Here is an 11027-nt window from a genome sequence, read left to right as displayed (position 1 = left end):
GCGGGGCGGGCCGGCACCGGGACCGGCACCGCGGCACCGGGGGCGGCCGCCGCGGGCGGCTCGGGCGCGACCAGCCGGCCGACCGGGGCCAGGTGCCCCTGGGCGGCGAAGCCCCAGTCCAGCAGCGCGGCGGTCTCGTCGTAGACCTTCATGTAGCTGTCCGGGTGCATGTCCGCGACCAGCAGGGTGTGCCCGTCCCGCTCGGCGGCGCCGACGAAGGTGCTGCCGGCGTTGGTGGTGTAGCCGTTCTTCACCCCGATCAGGCCGGGGTACTTGCCGAGCAGGCGGTCGGTGTTCTGGATGCCGAAGGTGCCGCGCTGCCCGGTGCGGGCATCCACCGCCCCCGGGAACTGGGCGTCCCTGGTGCCGCAGTAGGACCGGAAGTCGGCATTGCGCAGCCCCTCGCGGGCGAACAGCGTCAGGTCGTAGGCGCTGGTCAGCTGGCCGTCCTCGTCGTAGCCGTCGGGGGAGACCACGTGGGTGTCGCTCGCGCCCAGCTCGACGGCCTTCTCCTGCATCTGGCGGACCGTCTGGTCGACCCCGCCGTTCATGTGGGCGAGCACGTGCACCGCGTCGTTGCCCGAGCTCAGGAAGACCCCGCGCCACAGGTCCTCGACCCGGTAGTCCAGGTCCTCCTTGATCCCCACCAGGCTGCTGCCCGCCCCCATCCCGGCCAGGTCCTCCGGCGCCACCCGGTGCACGGTCTTCCGGTCCAGCTTGGGCAGCACGGTGTCGGCGAAGAGCATCTTCAGGGTGCTGGCCGGTGGCAGCCGCAGGTGCGGGTTGTAGGCGGCCAGCACGTCGCCGGTGTCGGCGTCGGCGACCAGCCAGGACATCCCGGTCAGCCCCTCCGGCAGCTTGGGCGCCCCGGGCTGCGGCGCGACCTGCACGCCCGGCTGCCCGAGCCGCTCGCCGCCGACCACGGTGGCGACCGGCGGCGGCTCGGCGGCCGCGCAGGGGGCGGCGGCGAGCAGGAGGGCGGCGGCCAGCACAGCCACCCGAACGCCAGTACGACTCGTCAGGTAAGCATCCAAATGCACGCGGTGTCGGTACCCAGTCCGGCGCGCACCCGGCCCGCGAACACCGCCCAGGTCCCCGGAACGGGGGACCGCCCACTGCGCCGATCGGCCGCCCACCCATACTGGAACGGCCGCAGTGCCGCACCCCAAGGACACCCACCGATGAAGCTCAGCCGCCGCACCTCCTGGTTCCTCGCCGCCTTCGGCGTCTGGTCCGTGATCATCTGGACCACCTTCGTGAAGAACCTCTGGGCCGACTCCGCCCACCAGGCCTTCACCAACGGCGACCACAGCCACCCCACCGCCTTCTTCTGGATCCACCTGGCCCTGGCCGTCACCTCCTTCGTCCTCGGCATCCTGGTCGGCCTGGTGGGCCTGCGCGGCCTGCGCCCCCGCCCGACGGAAATCCGTTGACCGGACGGCGACGCCACTGACAGAGTCCCCCTCGTTCGATCTGCCATCGAACTTCTTTCGAGGGGGACTCTTCTTCTTGCGTACTTCGCGCCTGCTCGCCGCCGGCGGCATCCTCACCATGGCCGTCGGCCTCGCCAGCGCTCCGAGCGCCGTCGCCGGCGACGGCCTCTCGTTCAGCAACCCGCGCGTCTCGCCGGCCCCGGTGCTCGCCCCCGGCGGCACCCCGACCGAGGACTGCGCCCCCGACGGCACCCCGGGCTGGGTGGGCCGGTCGGTCACCCCGCCCACCCTGAGCGCCGACGTCCAGGTCCCGGCCGGCGTCACCACGCTGCCGGACATCGCGGTCCGCGACACCACCACCGAGCCGTCCACCCAGGTCTTCCGGGCCACCGGGCTCGCGGTGCAGAACGGCACCGTGAGCGCCCAGGTGCCGGGCCTGCAGGACGGTCACAGCTACGTGTGGCACGCGTACTCGGTGACCGACGAGGTGCACACCTCGACGCCGGAGTGCCACTTCCAGGTCGACCTGACGCCGCCGACGGTCTCGGTGAACTCGACGGACTTCCCGGCGCAGGGTTCCGGCCGGACCGCGACCAAGTACGCCGGCCAGGCCGGCACCTTCACGCTCACCGGCACCGACCCGGCGCCCGCGGGCGGCGCCGCCTCGGGCGTGGCCTGCTTCCAGTACGCGATCACTCCGGCCCAGCTCGGCATCTTCACCGGCTGCGGCGGCGCCAACACCGTGGTGCCCGACGCCACCGGGACGGCGAGCGTGCAGCTGACGCCCAAGGACTGGGGCACCAACACGCTGACCGTGCAGGCGATCGACAACGCCGGCAACGTGTCGCAGCCCTTCTCCTACAACTTCTACGCGCCGAGCAACCCCAACCCGCCGACCGCCCTCGGTGACGTCGACAACGACGGGGTACCGGACATCGTGCTGCCCGACAGCGCGGGCAACCTCCAGGTGATCAGCGGCAACGGCGGCAGCACCACGCCGCGCGAGACCTTCCCGGCGGCCGACGCGCCGGGCGGCTCCGGAAGCTGGGCCGGGCTGCAGGTCGCCCACCGGGGCTGGATGCCCAACGGCGCGCCGGCCGACACGGTCTTCGTGCACAGCAAGGGCAACCTGTACCGGTACACCAACCAGGGCTCGCTGCAGCTCGGCAGCCAGTACGCCACGCTCGTCCCCCGGCCCACCACCTGCCAGGACGTCACCGGGGCGACCGTCAGCTGCCCGGCGGGTTACGCCTCGGACTGGTCGGCCGCGGACCAGGTCGTCGCGCTCGGCTCCACCGACCCGGGCAGCCCGGACGACCCGTCGCTGCTCACCGTCGAGGGCGGCAACCTGTGGCTCTTCGACCACGTCAACTTCCGCGGCTTCACCGTTGCCCGGCAGCTGACCACCGCGGGCAACTGGGGCGGCTACGACCTGGTCGCCCCCGGCGCCGACGCGCAGGGCAACCTGGCGCTCTGGGCCCGTGACCGCGCCACCGGTGAGCTGCACGCCTTCCCGCTGCCGAAGAAGGCCGACGGCAGCTTCGACTTCTCCGCCCTGGCCGACCCCACCGCGCACGTGGTGGCCACCGGCTTCACCACCGCCGCCTACCCGACCCTGGGCAGCTCCGGCGACGTGGACGGGGACGGTGTGCCCGACCTGTGGGCGGTCACCGCGGACCGGCACCTGGACGTCTTCAGCGGCTGGACCGCGCCGTACGACTTCGGCGCGCTGAAGTAACGGCTCCACGTCACGGCGAAGGCCCCGTCCGGGTGAACCGGACGGGGCCTTCGCCGTGACGTGCTCGACGCGGGGTCAGAAGCGGCGCGTCACCAGGGCGCGCTTGACTTCCTGGATCGCCTTGGTGACCTCGATGCCACGCGGGCAGGCCTCCGAGCAGTTGAAGGTGGTGCGGCAGCGCCAGACGCCCTCACGGTCGTTGAGGATCTCCAGGCGCTGCTCGGCGCCCTCGTCGCGCGAGTCGAAGATGAAGCGGTGCGCGTTGACGATGGCGGCCGGGCCGAAGTACTGGCCGTCGTTCCAGAAGACCGGGCAGGACGAGGTGCACGCGGCGCACAGGATGCACTTGGTGGTGTCGTCGAAGCGCTCGCGGTCCTCGGCGGACTGCAGGCGCTCGCGGGTCGGCTCGTTCCCCTTGGTGATGAGGAACGGCATGACGTCCTTGTAGGCCTGGAAGAACGGGTCCATGTCGACCACCAGGTCCTTGAGGACCGTGAGGCCCTTGATGGCCTCGATGGTGATCGGCTGCATGCCGCCCTTGCCGTCCGGGGCGGCGACGTCCTTCAGCAGGGTCTTGCAGGCCAGCCGGTTGCGGCCGTTGATCCGCATGGCGTCCGAGCCGCAGATGCCGTGCGCGCAGGATCGGCGGTAGGTCAGGGTGCCGTCCTGCTCCCACTTGACCTTGTTGAGGGCGTCGAGGACGCGCTCCTTGGGGTCCATGGTGAGCTGGTAGTCCACCCACACCGGGTCCGGGTGCTCCTCCGGGTTGAACCGGCGGATCCGCAGCGTGAAGGTGACCATCTGGACGGCGCCGGACTCGGCCGCGTCCAGTGCCGAGGAGTGCGGGGCGTCGATCGTGGGGGCGCTCATCAGTACTTACGCTCCATCGGCTGGTAGCGGGTCGTGACGACCGGCTTGTAGTCGAGGCGGATCGAGGTGGTGCCGTCGGCGGCCACCTCCTGGTACGCCATGGTGTGCTGCATGAACTTCACGTCGTCACGGGTCGGGAAGTCCTCGCGGAAGTGGCCGCCGCGCGACTCCTCACGGGCCAGCGCGGAGACGACCAGCACCTCGGCCAGGTCGAGCAGGTTGCCCAGCTCCACCGCCTCCAGCAGGTCGGTGTTGTAGCGGAAGCCCTTGTCCTGGATCGCCACGTTCTTGTAGCGCTCGCGCAGCGCCGCGATGTCCTCGCGGGCCTGCTTCAGGGTGGCGCCGGTGCGGTAGACCATGGCGTTGACGTCCATGGTCTCCTGCAGCTCCTTGCGGATCTGCGCCACCGACTCGGTGCCCGTGGACTCGCGCAGGCCGTCGACCAGCGCCTGGACCTTCTCCGCCGGGTCGGCGGGCAGCTCGACGAACTCGTGCTTGCTCGCGTAGTCGGCGGCGGCGAGGCCCGCGCGGCGGCCGAACACGTTGATGTCCAGCAGCGAGTTGGTGCCCAGGCGGTTGGCGCCGTGCACCGAGACGCAGGCGACCTCGCCCGCCGCGTACAGGCCCGGGACGATGTCGGTGTTGTTGCGCAGCACCTCACCCTCGACGTTGGTCGGGATGCCGCCCATCGCGTAGTGCGCGGTGGGCTGGATCGGGATCGGGTCCGTGTAGGGCTCGATGCCGAGGTAGGTGCGGGCGAACTCGGTGATGTCCGGGAGCTTGGCGTCCAGCTGCTCCGGGGGCAGGTGGGTCAGGTCCAGGTAGACGTGGTCGCCCTCCGGACCGCAGCCGCGGCCCTCGCGGATCTCGGTGTAGATCGCGCGGGAGCAGACGTCACGGGACGCGAGGTCCTTCATGACCGGGGCGTAGCGCTCCATGAAGCGCTCGCCGTCCTTGTTGCGCAGGATGCCGCCCTCGCCGCGGGCGCCCTCGGTGAGCAGGATGCCCATGCGCCAGATGCCGGTCGGGTGGAACTGGAAGAACTCCATGTCCTCCAGCGGCAGGCCGCGGCGGTAGACCAGGGCCTGGCCGTCACCGGTGAGGGTGTGGGCGTTGGAGGTCACCTTGTAGAACTTGCCGGTGCCGCCGGAGGCGAAGACGACCGCCTTGGCCTGGAAGACGTGGATCTCGCCGGTGGCCAGCTCGTAGGCCACGACGCCCGCGGTCTTGCCGTCGTTGATCAGCAGGTCGAGGACGTAGAACTCGTTGAAGAACTCGACCCCGTGCTTGACGCAGTTCTGGAACAGCGTCTGCAGGATCATGTGGCCGGTGCGGTCGGCCGCGTAGCAGGAGCGGCGGACCGCGGCCTCGCCGTGGTTGCGGGTGTGACCGCCGAACCGGCGCTGGTCGATCCGGCCCTGCTCGGTCCGGGAGAAGGGCAGGCCCATCTTCTCCAGGTCCAGGACCGCGTCGATGGCCTCCTTGCACATGATCTCGGCGGCGTCCTGGTCGACCAGGTAGTCACCACCCTTGACCGTGTCGAAGGTGTGCCACTCCCAGTTGTCCTCCTCGACGTTGGCCAGGGCGGCGCACATGCCGCCCTGGGCCGCGCCGGTGTGGGACCGGGTCGGGTACAGCTTGGTCAGCACCGCCGTGCGGCTGCGCTGGGTCGACTCGATGGCCGCGCGCATGCCGGCGCCACCGGCGCCGACGATGACGGTGTCGTACTGGTGAATCTGCATGGGAGTTGTTCTCGCCTCTGGCCTGCGCCGATTAGATGTTCGGGTCGAAGGTGAAGATGACCAGGGTGCCGAGCAGCACGGTGAAGACCGTGGCGGCGCCCATGAGGCCCTTCAGCCAGAGCCGAGTGGAGTCCTTCTCGGCGTAGTCGTTGATCACGGTGCGCATGCCGTTGGCGCCGTGCAGCATGGCGAGCCAGAGCATGAGCAGGTCCCAGCCCTGCCAGAACGGCGAGGCCCAGCGGCCGGCGACGAAGGCGAAGCTCACCTTCGAGACGCCGTGGTCCAGGACCAGCATGATCAGCAGGTGACCCAGGATCAGCACGACCAGCACCACGCCCGACAGGCGCATGAAGAGCCAGGCGAGCATCTCGAAGTTGGTGCGGGTGCGGCGCGGGGTCTTCTTGGTCCGGGTGCGCGGCGGCTCGACGACGAAGGCGTCGGCGGGGTTGCCGGTGCCCAGTCCCTTGCCGGTGTGCGCCTGCGCGGACGGAACCACGAGGTCGGAAATCTCAGTCGACATGCCGGATCACTTCCCGAACCAGGTGAGCAGGGTGTGCTGAAGGATCGGGTAGAGGGCGAGGGCCATGGTCACGAACCAGACGCCCACGACGCTCCACAGCATCTGCTTCTGGTACTTGGGGCCCTTCGACCAGAAGTCCACCGCGATGACCCGAAGGCCGTTCAGAGCGTGGAACAGGATGGCGGCCGTCAGGCCGTACTCCATCAGGTTCACGAGCGGGGTCTTGTAGGTCTTGATGACGGAGTCGTACGCCTGTGGCGAGACCCGCACCAGGGCGGTGTCGAGGACGTGGACGAGAAGGAAGAAGAAGATGAGGACGCCAGTGACTCGATGAGCCACCCAGGACCACATGCCTTCTCGGCCGCGGTACAGCGTTCCAGCCGGCACGGGAAACCCTCCGGAAGCGGTTGACGGGCTCCCGGCGTCGGTGTCGGTCAGCCCGGCCGGGTACGGTCCACCGGCCGCGGTCATCCTATCGACGCCTCGTCGGGCTCCGCCTCCGGGGGGTTTGAGTGTGATCAATCAGGCACGGGCGGCCTAATGACCGACTTTTCGGTGACCGAGGGTCACGCCGTCCTCGCGGTACGGTGACGAATCCGCCCGATCAGGCCCCACCGGCCACCGTCGACCGCGGCCGAGTGCCGCCGAGGACACCGATGACCCGTCGCCGTGCCGCCCTGTTACTGCTGCCCGCACTCGCGGTGGGCGGGTGCGCCACCGTGCAGCCCCCGGCGCCCGCCGCGCCGCCGCCGGCCCGCGCGCTCAGCGCCGCCGAGCTGCGCGCCGCCGCGGTGACCGCGTCGGACCTGGGCGGCGGATACACCGTCACCCTGATGAACCCGCAGGCCGGCGGCCCGGCGCCGGGCGCGCCGCGACAGCTCGCCGACGTGCCGGCCTGCCAGCCGGTGCTGGACGCGATCGGCCCGGCCGACCCGACCGCCACCCCGCAGGCCGAGACCGACCTGACCACCGCCCCGGCCGGGCACCCGCAGACCCTCCTCTACACCGCGCTGCTCGGCTACCCCGCCGGCCGCTCGACCGAGCTCCAGTCCGGCCTCGACCAGGTGCTCGCCAAGTGCACCGACTTCACCTCCGGAGTGCCCGGCCAGTCGAAGGCGGCCCGCACCCGGCACCAGCTGGTCCGCGCCGACACGCCCACTCCCGGGGGAGCCGACGCCGCCACCGCGTTCACCCTGACGAGTGGTCCGCAGGCGGGCGGGTCGGAGCTGACCCAGCGGGCCGCGGTGGTGCGGGTCGGCACCGCGCTGGCGGTCTTCTCCACCGTGGGCAGCGCGAAGGAGCCGGCCGCGGTGCCGGACCCGGTGGTGGTGCAGGCGCAGACCAGGAAGCTGCGGGCCGCCCAGGGGTGAAGAGCGGGGCCGGTCGGCCGGAGCGGGTCAGCCGGAGCCGCTGGCGACCAGGTGCTCCAGCCGGTGCAGCGCGATCCGGCGCAGCTCCTCGGCGGCGACCAGGCGCTCCTCGTCCGGCTCGTTGGCCAGCCGGGTGCGGATCGAGCTGAGCACGGTGTCCAGCATCTCCTCCGGGTCGACGCCGGCCAGGCAGACCACGAAGACGTGGCCGAACCGGGACTCGTAGGCGGCGTGCGCGGCCCGCAGCGCGGTGTGCGCGGCCTGGCTGCCGGGGGCCCGCATGCCGAGCAGCGGCTGCGGCATCCAGCTCTCGTCGGCCAGCGCCTCGGCCAGGTCGCTCGGCCGCAGGTCGTAGGAGGCCTCGCTGGCGGCGGCCAGCAGCGAGTCGAGATCGGGGTAGGGGCGGTGGGCGGTCAGTCGCAGCGCCCACCGGTGACTGCCGCAGCAGGCGAGCAGGGCCTCCTCGGCCGCGCCGGGGTCGGCCTCGTTGAACCGGTGCAGTCCGACCGCGGGGCTGGGCGGGATGGTCGGCCGTGGTGCGGGAATGTCGGCCGGGATGTCGCTGGCCAGCGGGTCCTCCTCGGGAGGCGGAAAGGGGCTCGTGGGTCGGACGTAACCAGCATGGATCACGACGAGGCGTGCGCGGGGTCGCCCACGCGGCGCCGAGGTCCTCCCGGGCAGCGGGACCACGGTAGTTGAGCGCTCATCAGTTGGGGAGGGTGCGCGCGCAATTCACCCTGACGAGCTATCAAGTTGTGACCACGGCTGCCTGGGCCGGTCCGGCGGGCCCGGCGGCCCGCCCCACGAGCCCCGCCCGGGTCAGTCCCGGTGCACCTTGTAGTTGGAGGCCTGGGCCCGCGGCCGGACCACCAGCAGGTCGATGTTGACGTGCGGCGGCCGGGTGACGGCCCAGGCCACCGTGTCGGCGATGTCCTCGGAGGTCAGCGGGTGCGAGACGCCCTGGTAGACGGAGGCCGCCCTGGCCTCGTCGCCGCGGAACCGGGTCACCGCGAAGCCCTCCGACTTCACCATCCCCGGCGCGATCTCGATCACCCGGATCGGCTCCCCGACCAGCTCCAGCCGCAGCGTGGCGGCGATGGTGTGCGCGGCGTGCTTGGCCGCGACGTAGCCGCCGCCGCCCTCGTAGGCGGCCAGTGCGGCGGTGGAGGAGAGGATCAGCACGGTGCCGTCGCCGGTCTCCCGCAGTCCGGGCAGCAGCGCCTGGGTCATGTGCAGCACGCCCAGCACGTTCACCTGGTACATCGCCAGCCAGTCGGCCGGGTCGCCCTGCTCCACCGACTCCGCGCCGAAGGCCCCGCCGGCGTTGTTGACCAGGACGTCGACCCGGCCGACGGTGCGCGCGAACTCGTCCACGGCGGCCCGGTCGGTGACGTCCAGGGTGACCGCCCGGGCCGCCCCGCCCCGGCTCTCGATCTCCTTGGCGAGCTGCTCGATCCGCTCGGTGCGGCGCGCGGTCAGCACCACCTCGAAGCCCTCGTCCGCCAACCGCTGCGCGGTCGCCGCGCCGATGCCGCTGCTCGCGCCGGTGACCACGGCGACCTTCCGCTGCCCGGTTTCCATTGCCGTGTCCTTTGCCTGCTCCGTCGTGCCTGACTGCCTGCGGTGCCATCATCGCAGGCAGCGTCCAGGTTGTTCCCGGCCCACCCCCGCGGAGGATCCCGATGGCAGCAGCGCCCCGACACTCCGAGTCCGGCTTCCCGATCGAGCCGGTGTACGGCCCCGAGCAGCCGCCGCCCGAGATCGGGGTACCGGGCGAGTTCCCCTACACCCGGGGCATCCACCCGACCATGTACACCGGCCGCCCCTGGACCATGCGGCAGTACGCCGGCTTCGGCACCGCCGCCGAGTCCAACGCCCGCTACCGCCAGCTGATCGCCGGCGGCGGCCACGGCCTCTCGGTCGCCTTCGACCTGCCCACCCAGATGGGCTACGACTCGGACGCGCCGCTCGCCGCCGGCGAGGTCGGCAAGGTCGGGGTGGCGATCGACAGCGTCGAGGACATGGCGGTGCTGTTCGACGGCATCCCGCTCGGCGAGGTCTCCACCTCGATGACCATCAACGCGCCCGCCGCGATCCTGCTGCTGCTCTACCAACTGGTCGGCGCGGCCCAGGGGGTGGCCGCGCACCGGCTGACCGGCACGGTGCAGAACGACGTGTTGAAGGAGTACATCGCCCGCGGCACCTACATCTTCCCGCCGGCCCCCTCGCTGCGGCTGGTCGCCGACCTGTTCCGGTACTGCCAGGCGGAGATCCCGCGCTGGAACACCATCTCGATCTCCGGCTACCACATGGCCGAGGCCGGGGCCACGCCCGCGCAGGAGATCGCCTTCACGCTGGCCGACGGAGTCGCCTACGTGCGCGCCGCGCTGGCCGCCGGGATGGCGGTGGACGACTTCGCGCCGCGGCTCTCCTTCTTCTTCGTCGCCCGCACCACGCTGCTCGAGGAGGTCGCCAAGTTCCGTGCCGCGCGCCGGATCTGGGCCCGCCTGATGCGCGACACCTTCGGCGCCCGCAACCCCCGCTCGCAGATGCTGCGCTTCCACACCCAGACCGCCGGGGTGCAGCTGACCGCGCAGCAGCCGGAGGTGAACCTGGCCCGGGTCACCGTGCAGGCGCTGGCCGCGGTCCTCGGCGGCACCCAGTCGCTGCACACCAACAGCTTCGACGAGGCGATCGCGCTGCCCACCGAGAAGGCGGCCCGGCTGGCGCTGCGCACCCAGCAGGTGATCGCCCACGAGAGCGACGTGACCGCCACCGTGGACCCGTTCGCCGGCTCCTACGCGGTGGAGGCGCTGACCGACGAGGTGGAGGCGGCCGCGCTGGCGCTGCTGGACCGGGTGGAGGAGTTGGGCGGCGCGGTGGCGGCGATCGAGGCCGGCTACCAGAAGGGCGAGATCGAGCGCTCCGCCTACCGGATCCAGCAGCAGACCGAGGCGGGGGAGCGGACCGTGGTCGGGGTCAACCGGTTCCGGCTGGAGAGCGAGGAGCCGTACCAGCCGCTGCGGGTGGACCCGGCGATCGAGGCCCGGCAGGCCGAGCGGCTGGCCCGGCTGCGCGCCGGGCGCGACGCCGCGGCGGTGCGCCGGGAGCTGGACGGGCTTCGCCGGGCGGCGGCGGGCGGCGAGAACGTGCTGTACCCGATGAAGGGGGCGCTGGCGGCCCGGGCCACGGTGGGCGAGGTGAGCGACGCGCTGCGCGCGGTGTGGGGGACGTACCGGCCGCAGGAGCGGTTCTGAGGCGGCGCGCAGACGGGCCGGGGGGGGGGGGGGGGGGGGGCCCGGCGGCCGAACGACCCCGTGGGGAGGGTGGGCTGCCAGATGTGGTGTTTTTGGT

11 protein-coding genes are annotated in these 11027 nt (G+C 72.0%); 4 read left to right on the top strand and 7 right to left on the bottom strand.

Annotation, left to right across the window (positions count from 1 at the left end; translation table 11 throughout):
- Window positions 1-998 (bottom strand): D-alanyl-D-alanine carboxypeptidase family protein (locus tag ACQRUO_RS13200; RefSeq protein WP_428316040.1); only part of this gene is annotated, 998 nt, incomplete at its 3' end.
- Between the two features lie 183 nt (window positions 999-1181).
- On the opposite strand from ACQRUO_RS13200, the gene ACQRUO_RS13195 reads away from it, so the two are divergent.
- Window positions 1182-1433 carry an SCO4848 family membrane protein gene (locus ACQRUO_RS13195; protein WP_428316039.1) on the top strand — a complete coding sequence of 84 codons (252 nt, stop codon included), beginning with the start codon at window positions 1182-1184 and terminating at the stop codon, window positions 1431-1433.
- 76 nt (window positions 1434-1509) lie between these two features.
- Window positions 1510-3171, top strand: a complete 1662-nt coding sequence (locus tag ACQRUO_RS13190; RefSeq protein WP_428316038.1) for a hypothetical protein — start codon at window positions 1510-1512, stop codon at window positions 3169-3171.
- 75 nt (window positions 3172-3246) lie between these two features.
- Here ACQRUO_RS13190 and ACQRUO_RS13185 read toward each other — a convergent pair whose 3' ends face one another.
- From ACQRUO_RS13185 to sdhC, 4 genes are read right to left on the bottom strand one after another with little or no spacing between them, the layout of a single operon-like run.
- Complete coding sequence (locus ACQRUO_RS13185) at window positions 3247-4041, bottom strand: succinate dehydrogenase iron-sulfur subunit (RefSeq protein ID WP_428316037.1); 795 nt, start codon at window positions 4039-4041, stop codon at window positions 3247-3249.
- Complete coding sequence (gene sdhA, locus ACQRUO_RS13180) at window positions 4041-5783, bottom strand: succinate dehydrogenase flavoprotein subunit (protein WP_428316036.1); 1743 nt, start codon at window positions 5781-5783, stop codon at window positions 4041-4043. The genes ACQRUO_RS13185 and sdhA overlap by 1 nt, the downstream gene beginning before the upstream one ends.
- A 31-nt stretch (window positions 5784-5814) precedes the next feature.
- The gene (locus ACQRUO_RS13175) at window positions 5815-6303 is read right to left on the bottom strand and encodes a succinate dehydrogenase hydrophobic membrane anchor subunit (RefSeq protein WP_428316035.1); all 489 of its coding nucleotides are present in this window, start codon (window positions 6301-6303) and stop codon (window positions 5815-5817) included.
- Between the two features lie 6 nt (window positions 6304-6309).
- Window positions 6310-6690 (bottom strand): succinate dehydrogenase, cytochrome b556 subunit, encoded by a 381-nt coding sequence (sdhC, locus tag ACQRUO_RS13170; RefSeq protein WP_428316034.1) that lies wholly within the window; start codon window positions 6688-6690, stop codon window positions 6310-6312.
- A 269-nt stretch (window positions 6691-6959) separates the two neighbouring features.
- Between sdhC and ACQRUO_RS13165 the strand changes: the two genes are divergently transcribed.
- Window positions 6960-7673, top strand: coding sequence for a hypothetical protein (locus ACQRUO_RS13165; protein ID WP_428316033.1), 714 nt, complete (start codon window positions 6960-6962; stop codon window positions 7671-7673).
- A gap of 27 nt (window positions 7674-7700) precedes the next feature.
- On the opposite strand, the gene ACQRUO_RS13160 is transcribed toward ACQRUO_RS13165, so the two are convergent.
- Both ACQRUO_RS13160 and ACQRUO_RS13155 read right to left on the bottom strand, forming a co-directional pair.
- Window positions 7701-8219 carry a 2-oxo-4-hydroxy-4-carboxy-5-ureidoimidazoline decarboxylase gene (locus tag ACQRUO_RS13160; RefSeq protein WP_428316043.1) on the bottom strand — a complete coding sequence of 173 codons (519 nt, stop codon included), beginning with the start codon at window positions 8217-8219 and terminating at the stop codon, window positions 7701-7703.
- A 273-nt stretch (window positions 8220-8492) separates the two neighbouring features.
- The gene (locus tag ACQRUO_RS13155) at window positions 8493-9254 is read right to left on the bottom strand and encodes an SDR family oxidoreductase (protein WP_428316032.1); all 762 of its coding nucleotides are present in this window, start codon (window positions 9252-9254) and stop codon (window positions 8493-8495) included.
- Between the two features lie 101 nt (window positions 9255-9355).
- On the opposite strand from ACQRUO_RS13155, the gene ACQRUO_RS13150 reads away from it, so the two are divergent.
- The gene (locus ACQRUO_RS13150; protein ID WP_428316031.1) at window positions 9356-10930 is read left to right on the top strand and encodes an acyl-CoA mutase large subunit family protein; all 1575 of its coding nucleotides are present in this window, start codon (window positions 9356-9358) and stop codon (window positions 10928-10930) included.
- Window positions 10931-11027: the final 97 nt, after the last annotated feature.

Source organism: Kitasatospora sp. LaBMicrA B282 (genome assembly GCF_050325825.1).
GTDB lineage: Bacteria > Actinomycetota > Actinomycetes > Streptomycetales > Streptomycetaceae > Kitasatospora.
The sequence above is the reverse complement of the archived record's forward strand: the minus strand, read 5'-3'. Positions and strand labels throughout refer to the sequence as shown.